Genomic DNA, 17,940 nt, shown 5'->3' on the forward strand with positions numbered 1-17,940 from the left:
GCCGGAAACGGGAAGTTGGTCAAGAATTGTCCCTTACATGCAGACGGAGGTATCGATAATATCAGGTTAGCAGCGAGCAGCATAATCGTTAAACGTGGAATGAAGCGCTGTTCCTCGTTTGTGGATGGAAGGAGGCCGAATGGCTATGGTTCAAAAACGAAAACCGCAGCTGCCTTACGGTGCGGTATATTTCCGCAAATCGAATCCGCCCGGCGAAGAATGGCAGCGCGATTATGCGGTCGCCGGTGAAGACGGAATGAATATGTTCCGGCACTGGTTCATGTGGGGAGCGATCGAAACGGCCCCCGGCGTGTATGATTGGACCGATTACGACCGGCAGATGGATTTGGCGGCGCAGCACGGCATTCAGACCATCGCCGCCGAGATGATCACATCCGTTCCGGAATGGGCGGTACATGCAATGCCGGAAGCGGTGCATATGCGATCGGACGGAAGCCGTCTCAAGACACAATTGAGCGGCAGCAGCGCCACTGGAGGCTTCGGTGACGGCTCCTCGGGCGTCTTGTGTCTGGATTGTCCGGAAGCAAAGGAGCTTGCCGGGCGCTTCCTGACGAATCTGGTGCTCCGCTACAAGGATCATGAAGCGCTGGCCGGTTATGACGTATGGAATGAGTGCAATTATTCTCCGCATATTTGTTACTGCCGTTTTACGAAGGATAAGTTCCGTCAATGGCTCAAGGACAAATATTCAAGCCTGCAGGAATTGAATCAGGTCTGGCACAGGTACAGCTATACCGCCTGGGAGCAGGTGGAGCCTCCGGCGCAAACCGCCCCTTACCCGGAATGTATGGACTGGTTGGCGTTCAAGAAAGACAATTTCTACGAGCATATGCAGTGGAGGATCGATCTGATCCGCAGCCTTGATAACCAAAATCTGATCACGGCGCACGGGATTGCCGGCAGTCTTCACATTATGGCGTCCATGGGGGCGGATGACTGGCTCGCAGCCTCTAAAGTGGACGTTTACGGGTTTACCTGGGTAGCCTCCCGCAAGGGCGGCGAGCCCTGGAAGCAGTGGCATGCCGTCGATCTGGTGCGCTCCGCCTCGCGCGGCAAACCGTTCTGGCATGCGGAGGCTCAGGGCGGTCCGCTTTGGCTGCAGCCCCAGGTTATCGGCCGTCCGAGAGAGGATGGAAGAATGACAGAGCCGGAGGATATCCGGATCTGGCAGATGATCTCGTTTGCCGGAGGCGCCCGCGGGCTTTTGTTTCCAAGGTGGCGTCCGCTGCTCGACGGCCCCCTGTTCGGTGCCTTCGGCGCTTATGCCATGGACGGCTCACGGACGGACCGCTCGTCTATGGCAAGCAGGCTGGCCCGTTGGACAAACGATGAAGCCCAGAAGGATTTGCTCGAAGCGGAGCCTATCCGAGGTGATATAGGGATTCTGGTCATGCCGGAAACGCAAACATTCGATTATTTGCTGAATCGTGAAATGCGGGGCGAATGGTACAGCCAGTCGATGTGGGGAGCCTATCAGGGCTTCTTCGACAACAACATCCAGGCAGACTGGGTGCATATCGATCATATTGAAGATTACAAGGTGCTTTATTGGCCTTATCCGATTATGGCGACCCGGCAGCACTCGCAAAGGATACAGGAGTGGGTGCGAAGCGGGGGGATATTGATCAGTGAAGGCTGTCCGGCTTACTTCGGAGAAAGGGGCAGAGCGGGAGCGCAGCAGCCTAATTACGGGCTGAATGAACTGTTCGGAGCCGCTGAAACACATGTCGAGTTTATGCCGGATATCTCGGGCACGCTGGAGCTGGATTGGGATGGAAGACGGGTGCGCGGAGGGATCTATTCCCAGTCCTATGCCGCCCTCTCCGGCGGGCAGGTGCGGGGGCGCTATGGGGATGGCAGCGCGGCGGTCATCGAGCATGCTTATGGCAGCGGAAGAACGCTGCTCATCGGAACATTCCCTTCAGAGGCTTATTACCGGACGCAAGATCCGGTAAACCGCAAGTATTTCCTGGAGGTATTAGCCTGGGCAGGCGTCGAACAGCATGTACGGGTCTCCGATCACCGGCTTCAAGCCCGGCTCTCCGCAGGCAGGGACGGCGGATTGTATCTGTGGATTCTTAATCCGGATAGGGAAGAACGGACAGCGGAAGTGGAGCTGTCCCAAGGCTTGGATGGTCTTGCTGTCATTTGCAGGTATTGGGGAGAAGCGGTTTATGCGCGGAAAGAACAAAGGCTGCAGATGACGCTGCATGGCAGGGATGCGCTGGTGCTGAAACTGGGATCGGGACCGGGATCGGGATCAACTCCCAGGGAATCCACCTCTGCTGATGCGGCGGAAGCGAACGGGAGGATAGAGCCATGAAAATCAAAAGCATTGAAACCTTTACCAATAAGCAGATCAGCTTCGTGCGGGTGAGAACCGAGGACGGGCAGGAGGGCTTCGGGCAAATCGCGCCCTATCATGCCAATATCTCGGCATTGGTGCTGCATCAGCAAATTGCTCCGCACGCGCTTGGCGCGGATGCGGAAGACATTGCCGCGTTGGCGGAGCGATGCGTGGAAGCGGAGCATAAGTTCCCGGGCTCCTACATATGCAGAGCCGTCGGCGGGCTGGATACGGCTTTATGGGATTTGAAAGGGAAGAGGCTCGGGAAAAGCGTATGCGAGCTGCTTGGAGGCCAGCCGCGGGCTGTTCCGGTCTATGGCTCCAGCATGCGGCGGGATATTTCCCCCGCAGAGGAAGCGGACCGGCTGCAGAGGCTTCAGGATGCGCATGGCTACCAGGCGTTCAAAATCCGTATCGGCAAAAATTTCGGCAGCGATACGGACGTTTACCCGGGCAGGACGGAGGAGATCGTACCGGCTGTCCGCAGAGCCATTGGAGACAGAACTGATCTTTATGTAGACGCGAACAGCGGATTTACACCGGCCAGGGCCATCGAGGTCGGACATATGCTGGAGCAATACGGCGTCTGCCATTACGAGGAGCCTTGTCCCTACCCGCAGCTGGAATGGACGAAGCAGGTGGCCGATGCGCTGGAGCTTCCCGTTACCGGCGGGGAACAGGATACGGATCTGGCGCAATTTCAGAGGATGATCTCCATGCATGCGGTGGATATCGTTCAGCCCGATATTTGTTACATCGGGGGCTTGAGCCGGGCCTTGAAGGTAGCACAGATGGCGGAGGCGGCCGGAATGACCTGTACCCCCCACGCGGCCAACTTGTCGATGGTGACTATTTTTACCCTGCATATGGCTGCTGCTGTACCTAATGCTGGCCGGTTCGTGGAATTTTCCATCGAGCCCGATCACTGGACGGAAGGGCTGTTCACCTCCGGGCTTAAGGTGGAGGAGGGCAAGGTGCATGTGCCGGACGGTCCCGGATGGGGCGTCACCATTCATCCCGAATGGCTGGCCAAAGCTGAATATAGAATCAGTCAAATCTGATTATATGAGGAGATGTTCTTATGGATAATCATGCGGAAATGACGCTGTCACTGGTGAGGCATTCAGCGGATTCTGCCGCCCATGACCGCTCGGTGGATTGGGCAATCGGATACTTGGCGGAGACCTGCCGTCAGCAGGGCATTACTGTAACTGAAATGAAGGGAATCGATGCATTGTCCGGGCACGGAGCGGGCCTTTGCATCCTTGTTTCCGGCCCTGATCCGGAGCATGGGGCTGACAAGGGAAGCAGCGTGAACGTCCCGCAGGAAGCGGAGTCATTTGGTCTGTCCTGGCAGAATGCAGAAGGCAGACCGGTTCTTAACGCTGCCGGCAGCGACCCTCAAGGGATTGTATATGCCATCCTGGAGCTGGCGGATATCGTGAAGTATTCCGCAGATCCTCTGGCCGGGCTTTCGCAAATCAAGCCTTATGCGGAAAAGCCCGCTGCACCTGTCCGCAGCATCAACCGTTTATTCGTGAGCGAGGTCGAGGATAAACCATGGTTTTACGATAAAGCGTTCTGGCTTGAGTATTTGACCGAATTGGCCACACACCGGTTCAACCGGCTCCACCTTGCTTTGGGCATGGGGTACGATTACGGGCATGATCCCGGGGTCAAGGACAATTATTTCTGCTTTGCCTACCCCTATTTGCTGGATTTGCCAGGCTATGATGTCAAAGTGAAAGGGCTGCCGCAGGGAGAAGCGGAGCGGAATTTGGATATGCTGCGCTTTATCAGCAAGGAAGCCAGGCTCAGAGGCGTTCATTTTCAGTTAGGCATCTGGACACATGCCTACGATCCCAGCGATAGTCCCGACGCCAATTACCTGATCGAAGGGGTTAACCCTGACAACCATGCCGCTTATTGCCGGGATGCGCTTGGGGCCTTGATTCAGGCTTGTCCGGACGTGGAAGGCATTACGATACGCACCCATTATGAGGGCGGCATCCCCGAGCCGGCCCATGAGTTCTGGAAGATTGTGTTCTCCGGTATTCTGAAAGCCGGCCGCCCGGTGGAGCTTGATCTGCATGCCAAGGGCGTAGATGACCAGATGCTGCAGGTGGCGATCGAAACGGGTCTTCCCGTCGTCGTGTCGCCGAAATATTGGGCGGAGCATATGGGCCCTCCATACCATCAGGCGGCAATCCGTCAGACCGAGCTTCCAGCCGAGGATACGGACCGGCCGGACTTGATGGCGATTACCGCCACGTACAGAAAATTCACCCGTTACGGTTACGCGGATTTCTTGAAGGAAGACCGCAAATACGGCGTGCTGTACCGGATTTGGCCGGGCACGCAGCGGGTGCTGCTGTGGGGCGATCCCGCCATGGCTGCCGGATATGGGCGGCTCGGCAGCTTCGGCGGCGGATTGGGCGTGGAATTATGCGAGCCATTAGCCTTCAAAGCCAGAAAAGGAACCGGATCGCCGGGAGGACGCGAGCCTTACGCCGATGCTTCGCTCGGACTTGCAGGCGCAGAATGGAAGAAATACCTGTACACCTACAGGCTGTGGGGCCGGCTGCTGTATAATCCGGATGCCCGGCCCGACTCCTGGCGGCGGTATTTGCGGTTTGAATTCGGTGAAGCGGCTCCTGCCGCCGAAGAGGCGCTGGCGCATGCCAGCCGGATTCTGCCGCTTGTGACGGCAGCGCATCTGCCTTCTGCGGCCAACAACCATTATTGGCCGGAGATGTATGCCAATATGCCCATTGCCAGGTCTGCCGGCAAGCTGGTCCAATACGGAGACACGCCGGAGCCCAAAACGTTCGGAGCGGTCAGCCCGCTTGATCCGGCCATGTTTTACCGGATTGACGATTTTGCTGATGACCTGCTGCAGGGGAACCGCAGCGGCAAATACTCCCCGCTTGATGTTGCCGCCCAACTAACCGGCTTTGCGGATAGGGCCATGACTGAGCTTGCCGAGGCGGTATCCATGATTAACGAGCATGAGTCCCATTCATTCAGGCGTTGGAAGATAGACGTATCGGCGCAGGCGGGCCTGGGTCATTTCTTTGCCGGCAAGCTTCGCGCAGGCGTTGCCTATGCCTTGTTCGAACGAACCGGAGACCCGGCCCAGCTGCGGGAGGCGCTGCAATTCTACCAGTCTGCCAAAGAAGCCTGGGTGAGTGTCATCGAAAGCACACAAGGGATATACCGTGAAGACATCACCTTCGGATATGTGCCTTATATGAGAGGGCATTGGGCTGACCGCCTGCCTCTAATCGAGGAGGATATCGCGGCGCTGGAACAGGAGCTGGAGGATGCCGGCCCTGCCGTCCCGCAGGAGAAGGAGACAGCAAGCGCGGGCGTATTTACGCCATCCGCTGCCGAAAAACCGGCGGTGGAACATACCCCGCCGGCGGTGTTCCGCAAGGGGGAGGCAGTTAAACTGTTCTTATCCGTACCGGAGGCTTCGGCGGAGTGGCAAATTCAGCTTCATTACCGGCATGCGAATCAAGTAGAGAGCTATCAAGTGACCGATATGAAGAGGGAGGGAGAACAGTATGTCGCGAGTATACCGGAAGGGTATACGGACACGCCTTATCCGATCATCTATTTCTTCGAGCTCAGGGATGGTTCAGGGCATGCATGGCTCTCCCCCGGCTTCAACGAAACACTGTCCAACCAGCCGTACTATCTTCTAAGGCAGGAATCATAAATGGACCAGACCGCAGCACAGACATGTGCGCTGCGGTCTTTCCTGTGGCTTGCCACGCAAAACAGAGTGGACCATCAGCGTTAGTACTATTAATTGGAGGGAACCCACATTGAAGCTCATATACGATCATAAAGACCCGATCATTTCATTCGGCGCAGAGCAGCTTAAGCAAAGTCTCGAGCGGAGCGGTTTGTTTTTCATCGAGCAGTTTTCCGGTCATGGGACGGTACGGCTGCCTGAAGAGGGCATTCTTGCCAGAAGAGTGCCGGCACAGCGGGGGAAGGCCCCCCGTTATGAAGACCAGTCGTTCCGGATATACCGGGAGGGCGGGCTTGTTTATATAGAAGGCTCCGATTCGCGCGGTGTGATGTATGGTTGTCTGGAATGGGCCGAACGGCTTGCGACAGGCACGGAGCTTGCGGATGGCGAGGAAATCAGCCAGAAGCCTGCGCTTGGCATACGCGGGATCAAATATAATCTGCCGTATGTCCCGTTCGATTCCGGAGATCCGTTCGTGCTTAATGAACAGACCTGCATGGATATCGCCTTTTGGAGATCCTATCTGGATATGCTGGCACTTAACCGTTATAACTGCCTGAGCCTGTGGAGCGAGCACCCCTACCATCTTATGGTCGTCTCGTCCAAATACAGAGCGGCGAATCCGTTCAGCGATGTGGAGATCGACCGGAATATCCGGTTTTTCCGCGAGCTGTTCCGGCATGCGGCGGACAGGGGCATTGACATCTATCTGTTCACCTGGAATATCCGTCTGACTCCCGAAGCGGCGCGCGGTCTCGGCTTGCCGGAGAACGTAGGGGATTTCGGCAATATGTATGATGACCTCATCCATCGGGTCGGTCTGCCGCTCAACCGGTTCCGCGGGCAGTCGGAGTTAATCAGGGACTACATCCGCGAGATGGTGCTGCAGCTGTTGATTACGTACCCCGAGCTGAAGGGACTGGGCACCTCCGCCAGCGAATGGATGGACGGCAGCGGCTATGAGCGGGAGAACTGGATTGTGGAAACCTATGTGGAAGCGATCAAGCAGTCCGGCAGAGCCATTCCGTTCATTCACCGCACGAATATGCAAAATGCGGGCAAGGAAATCAAAGACATGGTGCAAAGCCAGTTTGATCCCAAACTCTTTTATATCAGCTGGAAATATTCGAACGCCCACTGCTACTCCCACCCGGTGCCCCGATTCGAGGAGCTGTGGGGAGCCTGGGAGGGGATCGATCTGGAATCGACCCAAGTGCTGTTTACGGTGCGCAATGACGATGTATTTACACACCGCTGGGGAGACCCGGACTATGTCCGTTCCTATGTAAAGGGCATGCAGAAGCCATACGTCAAAGGTTTCTATTGGGGATCCGATGGTTATGTATGGGGCCGGGATTTCCAGCATGTCGATCATGGGCATAAGACGTGGACCTACGATTACGAGCGGCATTTGTACCAATTTCAATTATGGGGACGGCTTTCCTATAACCCGGACACGGATGACCGGGTATGGACCTATTTGCTCGAAAAGCAATATGGCCCCCGGCACGCTCCTCTTTTCCTGCAGGGACTCCGTCATGCCTCGCGGATCATCCCGGCGGTCAACCGCTTGTTCTGGATCGATTATGACTTTCAATGGCATGCGGAAAGCTGCTTGTCGCAGGTTACCGGATTTAAGACCATTCTTGATTTCGCAGACGGTGTTCCGATGCCGGGAGTCGGCGTGATGGGAATTTCCGAGTATGCAAAAGCGGAGCATGAAGGCATATTGGAGCAAGCGGCGGGAAGCTATGAGGAAACGCCGATTAACATTATCGGAATGTTAAGAGAGTCATCCGCGCAGGCCGAACAAGCCGCAAGCAGGCTGGAATCGGAGCTTGGAGGGCTGCGCGGCGGACATGCGGAATGCACGTTATATGATCTGATGGCATATGCGCAGATGGGCCGTTACTACGAGTGCAAATTTGCCGCCGCGCTGGAGCTGAACCGGTACAGACGAGACGGCAACGGGCAGCGCAGGGAGCAAGCGGTTGCGCTGCTGGAGCAGGCCGCCGGGCATTGGGAGCGCTTGGGCCATTATTGGAGTCTGCACAACAAGCCCTATTATATGGCTAGAGTCAAACAAACATTCGGCTATCCGTACTATCTGGAGGATGTGCGCCAGGATATTGAGCTGGCAAGAGGGTTCGCCGGTCCGCAGGATGCGGCCGAAGAATAGGTAATCATATGTACAGCCGCGAGAATGAGTTGAGTTGAGTTGATTGTCAGATGAACGAAGCCTGCGACCGCAGTTTACCAAGCGGCCGCAGGCTTTTTATTGAGCTTGCGGCATTTATAATAGTCGAACGCGGTCAATTGGCGGCCCTCTGTCAACTCGGCTGGTCGACGCTTGCGATCGGCCAGCGATTGGGCGTCATCATGGGCCATTGCCCGTAAGATAGACGTGGTAATACATTGTATAACAACTAAAATATATTGTAAAACGATAAATCATGTGTTAAATTCAAATTATCACTAACTAATTGAGGTGTACTTTATGGAACGAGGAACAACACTTTTTTAAACGGTCTGAGGTGAACAACTTGGCGATTAATCTAGACTTTCGAAACAGCCGCTCCGCTTTCCTTTTAAAAATGGCAAGCCATCCGGGGAGATAACGTCAATGAAACCAGTTGTACAACTGCTGCATTTTGGCTATCATCAGGCGATGAGCTGCATATTTCCTGTTGCGGTCTTCGGAACTTTAGCACTCTCCAGCGTAGTAGAGCTGCCCGTCATTTACCGTTATGATGCCATTCTTCTCATCCTGCTTGCAGTGCAGTACGTGATGTACCGCAGCGGATTGGAGACACGCGATGAGATTAAAGTGATCTGTGTCTTTCATGTTATCGGCCTGCTGCTGGAAATCTACAAGGTAAGGATGGGATCATGGTCATACCCTGAGCCCGGGTTTACGAAGCTCCTCGGTGTACCGCTCTATAGCGGATTTATGTATGCAAGTGTAGCAAGCTTTATGTGTCAGGTATGGCGCAGGCTTAAGATGGATATGACCGGCTGGCCGGGGCTTGCTTCTGCGGGATTACTGGGAGGAGCTATTTATCTGAACTTTTTCACCCATCATTTTATTCCTGATTTTCGTTGGTGGCTGACGGTGCTTGTACTTCTTGTTTTTTGGAAAACATGGATCATCTATCGGGTCCGGACCACTACTTATCGAATGCCCCTGACACTTGCTTTTTTCATTGTCGGTTTTTTTATCTGGTTAGCCGAAAATATAGCCACATTTTTTAATGCCTGGAAATATCCTGACCAGCAACAAGGCTGGCAGATGGTGGGCTTCAGTAAAATCAGCTCATGGTTCCTTCTGGTCATTATCAGCGTCATCATTGTCGCCCAGCTCAAACATGTCAAGGCTGGCAGGAAAACGAATGATTCACGGCACAGCGAAGATTAAGCTGATATCGAACACTGCTGGCTTTATGTACTTAACTACCATGAAATTCACCAAAGGGGTAAGAACCTGGTTCAACCATTGATTTCTGCAGCTAACCCTGAATGTTAACGAGCTTAAAAACAGGTGGGATAAGCATCCTCAAATTGGCACAGAAGTACCCAGCTGCACAAGATATGGCCAAGGCAACTCAGGACCCGGTTTCGCCGTCAATGGACGGCGGAGCCGGTTTTTTTTCGTTCATTTTATCTTGTAAGTATCGATGGGATTTTTCGTTCGATAGCAGGTCATATACAAACGACAATGCAAGGGCGGCCGGACATTTCTTGCTCTGCTCTGCCTGCAGCTGTCCGCTTCACGTCCGCTTGAACCGCAGTATAGAAGAGTTTCCGGTATTATCGGACTGGACAGAAATTTCGGATCGGCCCCGCAGCCCCTCACTTCAAGATTTGTCTCTTTTATGCCCATAACCGCTGCCTTATGATCAGGGCACAGGAGGTTTAGATGGAAGGTTAACCAACATATCCGTGATGAGAGAGAGGTGTAAGGCTATGAAGGACCCAGCGGCTGCGGCGCAAGCCGGTTTGCCGAACCGCGTCATGAAGAGTGGAAACTCCCGTCTATGGGTGCGAATATTGCAGTACAAATATTTATATTTGCTTGCTTTGCCCGGAATCCTTTATTTCCTGATTTTCAAATTTCTGCCGATGTGGGGACTGCTGATCGCCTTTAAGGATTACAATCCGTACAGCGGCTTCTGGGGCAGCGAATGGACCGGGATGAAGCAGTTCAACGACCTGTTTGCAGACCATAATTTCTATTTGATGCTCCGCAATACCTTAACGATTAATATTTTCGGATTAGTCTTTATGTTCCCTGTGCCGATCATTCTTGCCGTGATGTTGAACGAGGTCAGACATGAGGCCTTCAAGCGGTTTAACCAGTCCATTGTCTATATGCCGCACTTTTTATCCTGGGTGGTCGTAGCCAGCATGACGTTTTTTGTGCTATCCACGGATGTCGGCATTGTCAATAAGCTGATAACGGAGTCGGGCCGCGAAAGCGTCTCGTTTCTATCGAACCCGAATTACTTTTGGGGGCTGATGACGGCTCAGAATATGTGGAAGGAAGCAGGCTGGGGCACTATAATCTTTCTCGCGGCGATGGCCGGGGTCGACCCGCAGCGGTACGAGGCGGCCGTTATGGACGGTGCGAGCCGCTGGAGGCAAATCTGGAATATTACGCTGCCGGCTATTCGGCCCACCATTATTATCCTGCTGATTTTACGGCTGGGCCAAATGGTGGACGTCGGCTTCGAGCAGGTGCTGCTGATGCAGAATCCCCTGGTCATGTCGGTGGCAGAAGTATTCGACACGTATGCGTATACGCAGGGTATTCTGAGGGGGCAGATCAGCGCCGGGATTACCGTGGGCATGTTTAAAGGCGTTGTCGGGCTCGTGCTGGTCTTATCGAGCAATTATATAGTCAAACGAATGGGGCATGAGGGCATTTATTAACGGTGGGAGGTACGGTTATGAGTTTTGTCTCGCGCAAGAAACTGACGCTGTTCGATTGGGTTAACTATTCGCTGCTTTCCCTGATCTCGCTCATTTGCATTTTCCCTTTCATTTACGTATTCAGCGTTTCCTTTACCGATCCCAAAGTGTATGTTCCCCTGAAGTTCTATGTGTTCCCGGAGCAGTGGTCGCTTTCTTCCTACAGGTACATTTTATCGACCAACAGCTTCATCAATGCACTGAAAAGCACCGTGTTCATTACCGTGGTGGGTACCGCGCTGAATGTCATCGTATCATTCTCGCTGGCCTATGCGTTGACGAAAAAGGCAATGCCAGGCCGGGGGATTATGATCAGCGCTGTCATCTTCGCCCTCGTGTTTAATGCGGGCATTATTCCCAGCTATTTGCTGATCAAGGAATTGGGGCTGCTGAATTCCTACTGGTCCTTAATCTGGCCGGCTTTAACCAATGCCTGGAGCCTTATCGTCATCAAAAGCTTCCTGGAATCACTGCCTGCAGAGCTTGAGGATTCGGCGCGGATCGACGGCTGCTCGGACCTGGGCGTGTTTCTGCGCATCGTAATTCCGCTCTCCATGCCGGCGATTGCCGCGTTTACTTTGTTTTTTGCGGTCTCGCACTGGAACACCTATTTCAACGCGCTGATCTATATCTCCGATTCCAAAAAATGGACGCTGCAGGTATTGATCAAGACGCTCGTCATCGACTCCGATTCGAATGGGGTGGGCCAGGCAGGAGCAGGCGGGGACGACCGGGTCATACCCCAGGAAACGATCCGCATGGCGTCGATTGTGCTGGCGATGGTTCCCATTCTGATCGTTTATCCTTTTTTGCAAAAGCATTTTGCCAAGGGAGTGATGCTGGGCTCGGTTAAAGGATGAGTTAGTATGTTGACCATTTCATTGATCAGGGAGGATGGAAAAAGATGAAAAGAACAAAAGCCAGGGCGGTATCCGCGGGGGTGTTCTTCCTGCTCATTCTCTCGCTGCTTGCCGGCTGCGCCAGCGACAATGCGGGGACGGCCAATACGGACGACCCCGCTTCCGGCAATAACCCAAGCGGAGAAGCCAGCGGGGACAGCGAGCCCTTAACGATCCAGATGTTCGCCGGCCTCTATAATGAAGTTCCGGACATGAACAATGCCTATTGGACCGAATGGCAAAAAAGAACGAACACGAAGCTGGATATCGAGTGGGTGCCCGACGGCGATCTCAAAACGAAGGCCGACCTGCTGTTTGCTTCCGGCGATCTGCCCGAGGTTATCTCATCGCCGGATTTCAGCTGGCCCACCTTGCGCAGCGCGGCCAGGAACGGCGCTTTCTGGGATCTGACGCCGCTGCTGGGCGATTTCAGCGAATATCCGAATCTGAAGGAGAATCTGGCGAAGGACTGGGAGAAGTATTTGTCGATCGACGGCAAAATTTATGCGGTTCCCCGTTCCCGCTCCCGCATCGACCTCGGTGTCAAAATACGTGCGGATTGGCTGGAGAAGCTTGACATCCCTGTACCAAAGACATTGGATGAATACGCGGCGGCTTTGAAAAAAATCGTGGAGGGCGATCCGGACGGCAACGGGAAGAAGGACACGCTCGGCTTGATCGGACACGGCGTCATTGTGAATGACGGCGACGACGCCTTTGCCGCAGGCTTCGGTGCGCTCGACCCCACCTATAATGAGGATGGCGGACTTATCCATTCGCGTTTGACCCCGCAGTATACGGATATGGTTGCGTGGTTCAAAGGTTTGTTCGATAACGGGGTACTATCCAAGGAGTTTTCCGTCATGAAGAAAACCCAGGCGGAGGAAGCCTTCAAAACCGGCAGAGCAGCTTCGTATGCAAGGAGCATCTGGTGGGATAAGGAGTTCGAGGATTCCATCGCCAGAACGCAGCCCGATCCTGAAATACTCAACCTGCACCTGCAGGGACCAAGCGGCGACGATGCGATTTCCCTCGAAACCGGAGTGTCCGGCGGTTATTATATTTCCAAAAAGGTGCCGGAGGAGAAGGTCAGGCAGCTGCTCAAGTATTTTGACTACACCGCTTCCGATGAAATGATGGGCTTCGCTTACTATGGGCTCGAAGGCATTCACCACACGGTGGTGGATGGACAGAAAGTGCTCACGGAGCAGGGTGTGAAGGAGGTCAATACGACCAGCAAGGGCGCAGGCGTACTTGCCTATTCCATGTGGGGCAAAGTGGAAAGCGCTTCCGGCAGCAAGGAGTATAACGACGCGAAGAAGAAAGCCGTGGAAATTTTCGACCAGGTCGGCAAAGTAAGTCCCTTCAAATACTCGTTCTCCAATACCTGGAATGATACATGGCCCAAATATGAGAATGAATGGAAGACGATGGTGACCAAGGCCATAGTAGGGCAGATCACAATGGATGATTATCGGGCCTATGTGGATAAGTTGAACAACCTGCCGGAGATAAAGCAGGCGTATCAGGAGTTTGCCGAATCCTACAAAGCCTTCAACGGGGAATAGCCCCGCAAACCGCAAAGCATACCAACCATTCGGTGGCCTCTGCGCCACCTTTTTTTTCAGATATAAGAAGGTAAAAAAGTCTGAGCTATACTTTGCTTATATTTCCAAAGCGAACAACTTGCTGCTGCAAAACAGCGTCATCCATTTCGTCCCGGGAGGGGAACTGAAACATATGAACAGAAAAGCATGGTGGCGGGAGCCGCTCAGAGTCATTCAACCGAATCTTCAGATCAGGGACACGGGGGCGATCGATCCCGAACGTCTTGCTTCCCAAATGAAGGAAATGGGGGCAAATACGATCGTGTTCAACGTCGGGGGCATTTACGCCTGGTATCCGACCAAGGTGGCCCATCATACCGTGAACGAGTTTCTGCCGACGTCCTTCGATTTGCTTGAAGAGGTTATACAGGCCTGCCATAAACAGGATATCCGCTTTATTGCCCGTTTTGACTTCAGCAAAGCGGAGGACCGGATATTTCTGCAAAGACCGGAGTGGTTCGTCAGGAAGCCCTCGGGAGAGCCGGAAATTCTCGGCTCGAAGCGGCCGGGGAGCTGGTCGCTCCTGATGTCGACTTGCATTAACGGGGCATACCGCAACGAGTCGGTGGCCATTCCGGTTCTTGAGGAAGTCATCAACCGATACGGAATCGACGGTATTTTCTTCAATGCGCCGGGATTTATTCCCTGCAGCTGTGAGGGCTGCCGCCGGAAATACCGCGAAGCCTACGGCAGGGAGCTCCCGGCGGACCGCAGCGAGTATATGCCGGAATGGGCATCCTCTTGTATGCGCGACAACATGGATAAGATCTATTCCTTCATTAAGCAGAAGAAAGCCGATATCCCCATGATACTTTATTACAATCTGTATCGGGATAATCTGTTCGACCGTGAGCGGACAACGGATATGCTCTGTACGGAGCCGCAGGATGTATTGTCGTTAGGCCATCAGCATATCCCTGAATTCTGGAAGCCGGCGCTGAGCATCAAACTGGGGAGATCGCTTCCCGAACGTCCGGCGCCCTTCGGCATCGTCCATTCCAGTCCCGGAATGGATTGGCGCCATACCGGATTGCCGCCTGCGGAATACAGGTTCTGGCTCTCGCAAATCCCCGCTCATGGCGGCAGCATCTGGCACTCTTTGACGGGAATCCCAGATACGATCGAAGATAAACGGATTCTGGAGACCGTGTCCGACTTCAACCGGAATGTTCAGAAGGTCGAAGCCTTCATGGACGGTGCGCTGCCAAGATCGCAGACGGCCTTGATGTGGACGGCCGAAGCCTCGGCAGAGGGCTGGGCGGATGGGCTGATCAACAATCAGATACCGTTTGATGTCCTGCTTCAGGAGCAGGCGACATTGGAAAGACTCTCCCAATACGGGGCGCTTATTATTCCCGGTGGCATGAATCTTACGGAGGATTGGGTGGCCGTCTTGACCACTTATGTGAAGCAAGGCGGGAATATTGTCATCGAAGGAATCGTTCCGGAGCAGGAGGAACTGCTTGCGCTGCTCGGCATCTCCGGCGAAGCTTCCGTCAGCGAGCCTCTCACGGCCTCTTATCTGCGCTTCGAAGGGGATTCGAATCCGCTGCAGAAAGGAATGGAGACCACCGGACTGATCGCCCACCGCGGAAGGGTGAACTATACGAGGGTATCCAGCTCCAGCGCACAGGTGCTCGCTACGCTGGTTCCTCCCTTCTCGCCGCTCGAAAGCGTTGGCGCGCCGCCGGAGAGAGCCAGCCTGCCCGTGAGCCATACGGATATCCCCTTGGCTATCAGCAATAAAACAGGTCAGGGAGGTTCCCTGTATTTTCCTTTCTCACTTAGCGCACTCATTAATGAATACAAGCTTGGCGAGCATTACCAATTACTGAAGAATGCCATTGATATGACGCTTGGTCAGGGCCGGTTTATTGAAGTGACCCCTATTCAGGGTCTCCAGGTGACTTTGTTCGAGAATAACAACAAGCTGCTGATTCATCTGGTTAACGGAGTCGGCCGAAGGCCGCTTGCCCATTCGGTACCGCTCCTTGATCTCGAAGTGAAGCTGGGCGTAAGCGATTCGCCGGCGAAGGAAGTGAAGTCGCTGATCTCGGGTCAGACGCTTCGCTGTATCTCCGATCAAGAGCGGCTGACTATTACCCTCCCGCGTCTGGATGTATGGGAATGTATAATGGTTGAACTTGAATGACGGTACAGGTAGACATATATGCACACAGCCGGGAAATTGCGACCGCTTACAGGTCTCATCGTCGGCAGTGGCGAATAAGTCAAGGAGAGTCCCGTATGTAAGCAGGATAAGCAGAAGGACCTTTGATAAACTCTACTAGCGAGAGGCCGGGTGCATCGATGGAAGCTTCGTGGTGGACAGCTAACAATCTGAGACTGATTCAAAATAATCTTAGAGAAACAGACGCTAACCTGGACGTGGACCGGTTAATCGGGGACTTGAAGAAGCTATCGGCCAACGTCCTGATGATGAATGCGGGAGGGATCGTCGCCTTTTATCCCACCAAGCTGGACTATCATTACAGGGCGATGGGGCAGCAGAAGGATTTGCTGAAGGAAGCCATAGATCAAGCCCATGCCAACGGGATGAAATTCATCGCCAGATTTGATTTCAGCAAAGCGCATGAATCGATCTTCAGGAAACAGCCGGAATGGTTTTACCGGACGAAGGAGGGGCGGGAAGTCAATTACTTCGGCATCGTCCATACCTGCATCAACGGCTATTACCAGCGCGAGTATTCGCTGAAGCTCATTGATGAAGTCATCAGCCATTACGATGTGGACGGCATATTCTTCAATATGTTCGGCTATCAGACCCGCGACTACAGCGGCCGGAACTACGGGATTTGTTACTGCGGCAGCTGCCGGTCACGCTTCAACGAAGCATTCGGGATGGAGCTGCCGGAGACGGAGGAGCAAGGCGATCCCGCATACCGGGCATACAGGGAGTTCCAGGAGCAGACGACCAGAGAGATGCTGGACCGGATTCACGCTTTTGTGAAAGGGAAGAACAAGGAGATCGCCATCTCCACTTATCATGAGCATAAGGTGGACATCGTCCGCAAGGAATCCAACACCGATAAAGGCCGGGCGCACCCCGTATGGCTGTACTCCGCATCGGAAAATGTCCAGTCGCTGGAGGATGCATGGGACGACAAGCTGGTCAGCAACTGCTGTATCAATGCCGTCGATCTGGTTCACCGATTCGCGGGAGTATCCCGGCATGAGGTGAATATCCGGCTGAAGGAGAGCCTGGCCAGCGGTTCGGGGCTGGATTTCTGTATCATTGGCGTATTTGACGATTACCCGGAAAGGGACAATCTTGAGACTGTAGCCGACATATTCCAGTATCACCGGGAGAATGAGCAGTATTACGGCCATTTCCTGTCCATGGCCGATGCCGCATTGATCAAGCCGGGTAACGTCCGGCAAAAAAACAGAACAGAGTATTTGGGCCTGTATAAAATGCTGAAGGAGGATCATATTGTTTTCGATGTGATCCACCAAAACAATCTGGCCGCCAAAAAAGAGGCTCTCCTTCAATATAAGCTGCTGATCATCCCCGATATCGCCAGCTTTACGGAAGACGAGCTTCATATTCTGGAGGAGGTTCATGCCCAAGGCGTGAACCTGATCAGCACGGGGCTGTCGTTTACGGAAGACGACGCCAACAAGGGATTTCTGGAGCGGGTATTCGGTGCAAAGCCCGAAGGAGGCCTTCGAGTCCTGAACAGGGAAGCAGCTTATTTGCAGACAGGGGACAAGCAGCTGTTCCCGAGCTTTGAGAGCCGCGACTGGGTGTTTCTGGATGGAGCCTTCTATGATGTGGAATACGGACCTCATATTCAGAAGCAGCTTCCGCTCGTCAGTCCGTCCACCTACGGTCCGCCGGAGCGGGCGTCCGGACACCGGATCTCCGGGACGCAGTTCGGAGCGGGGATTCGTGCCGAATCAGGTCGTCTGGCCGTTCATTTGCCCTGGCAGCCGGGAGAACTCTATTATCGCCACGGCTTCGCGGATCATAAGAGCATCGTGTCCGATCTGTTGAAGCACAGCCTTGACGGCAGCGTCAGATTAACGACGAATGCGCCGCCCCATGCAGAGATTTTCTTTCATCGTCTGGATGACCGCAAGTTCATTCTTCATCTATTGAATCTCTCCGGATTTAATGGCGTCTCGTATTTCGAGCCGCTTCCCGTCCATGACATCCGGATTGAGCTTCACGGAATTGGCTCATGCCATGAAGCTCTGAATCTGGTTGATCAAACCAGGCTCAGCGTGACCATGAACAAGGAGGATGCGCTCCTTGCGCTTCCGGTGTTACATGATTTTGCGGCTTTCCTGATTTCGGTGGAATGAGGATAATGA

11 protein-coding genes are annotated in these 17,940 nt (G+C 53.9%); all 11 read left to right on the plus strand.

Annotated features, from left to right (window positions below; all coding sequences use genetic code 11):
- The first annotated feature begins 145 nt into the window (after window positions 1-145).
- Window positions 146-2,344, plus strand: coding sequence for a beta-galactosidase (locus tag ACFOLF_RS32575; protein ID WP_210044036.1), 2,199 nt, complete (start codon window positions 146-148; stop codon window positions 2,342-2,344).
- On the plus strand, window positions 2,341-3,429 hold the full coding sequence (locus tag ACFOLF_RS32580; protein WP_210044035.1) for a mandelate racemase/muconate lactonizing enzyme family protein: 1,089 nt from the start codon (window positions 2,341-2,343) through the stop codon (window positions 3,427-3,429). The genes ACFOLF_RS32575 and ACFOLF_RS32580 overlap by 4 nt, the downstream gene beginning before the upstream one ends.
- A 20-nt stretch (window positions 3,430-3,449) precedes the next feature.
- Window positions 3,450-6,089: a hypothetical protein gene (locus ACFOLF_RS32585; protein WP_210044034.1), complete on the plus strand. Its 2,640-nt coding sequence runs from the start codon at window positions 3,450-3,452 to the stop codon at window positions 6,087-6,089.
- Between the two features lie 109 nt (window positions 6,090-6,198).
- Window positions 6,199-8,307: a hypothetical protein gene (locus tag ACFOLF_RS32590; RefSeq protein ID WP_210044033.1), complete on the plus strand. Its 2,109-nt coding sequence runs from the start codon at window positions 6,199-6,201 to the stop codon at window positions 8,305-8,307.
- Window positions 8,308-8,357: 50 nt separating this feature from the next.
- Window positions 8,358-8,525, plus strand: a complete 168-nt coding sequence (locus ACFOLF_RS32595; RefSeq protein ID WP_210044032.1) for a hypothetical protein — start codon at window positions 8,358-8,360, stop codon at window positions 8,523-8,525.
- Between the two features lie 226 nt (window positions 8,526-8,751).
- The gene (locus ACFOLF_RS32600; RefSeq protein WP_210044031.1) at window positions 8,752-9,543 is read left to right on the plus strand and encodes a DUF817 domain-containing protein; all 792 of its coding nucleotides are present in this window, start codon (window positions 8,752-8,754) and stop codon (window positions 9,541-9,543) included.
- Window positions 9,544-10,091: 548 nt separating this feature from the next.
- The gene (locus ACFOLF_RS32605) at window positions 10,092-11,057 is read left to right on the plus strand and encodes an ABC transporter permease (protein WP_210044030.1); all 966 of its coding nucleotides are present in this window, start codon (window positions 10,092-10,094) and stop codon (window positions 11,055-11,057) included.
- Between the two features lie 17 nt (window positions 11,058-11,074).
- Entirely contained in the window at window positions 11,075-11,956 is an 882-nt protein-coding gene (locus tag ACFOLF_RS32610; RefSeq protein ID WP_210044029.1) for a carbohydrate ABC transporter permease, read from the plus strand.
- A gap of 44 nt (window positions 11,957-12,000) precedes the next feature.
- Window positions 12,001-13,563, plus strand: coding sequence for an extracellular solute-binding protein (locus ACFOLF_RS32615; protein WP_210044028.1), 1,563 nt, complete (start codon window positions 12,001-12,003; stop codon window positions 13,561-13,563).
- A 172-nt stretch (window positions 13,564-13,735) separates the two neighbouring features.
- Complete coding sequence (locus ACFOLF_RS32620; RefSeq protein ID WP_210044027.1) at window positions 13,736-15,754, plus strand: alpha-amylase family protein; 2,019 nt, start codon at window positions 13,736-13,738, stop codon at window positions 15,752-15,754.
- A gap of 158 nt (window positions 15,755-15,912) precedes the next feature.
- On the plus strand, window positions 15,913-17,931 hold the full coding sequence (locus ACFOLF_RS32625) for an alpha-amylase family protein (protein WP_210044026.1): 2,019 nt from the start codon (window positions 15,913-15,915) through the stop codon (window positions 17,929-17,931).
- The last annotated feature ends 9 nt before the right edge of the window (window positions 17,932-17,940 follow it).

Origin of the sequence: Paenibacillus sepulcri (assembly GCF_042647105.1) — a bacterium.
Classification (GTDB): domain Bacteria; phylum Bacillota; class Bacilli; order Paenibacillales; family Paenibacillaceae; genus Paenibacillus_Z; species Paenibacillus_Z sepulcri.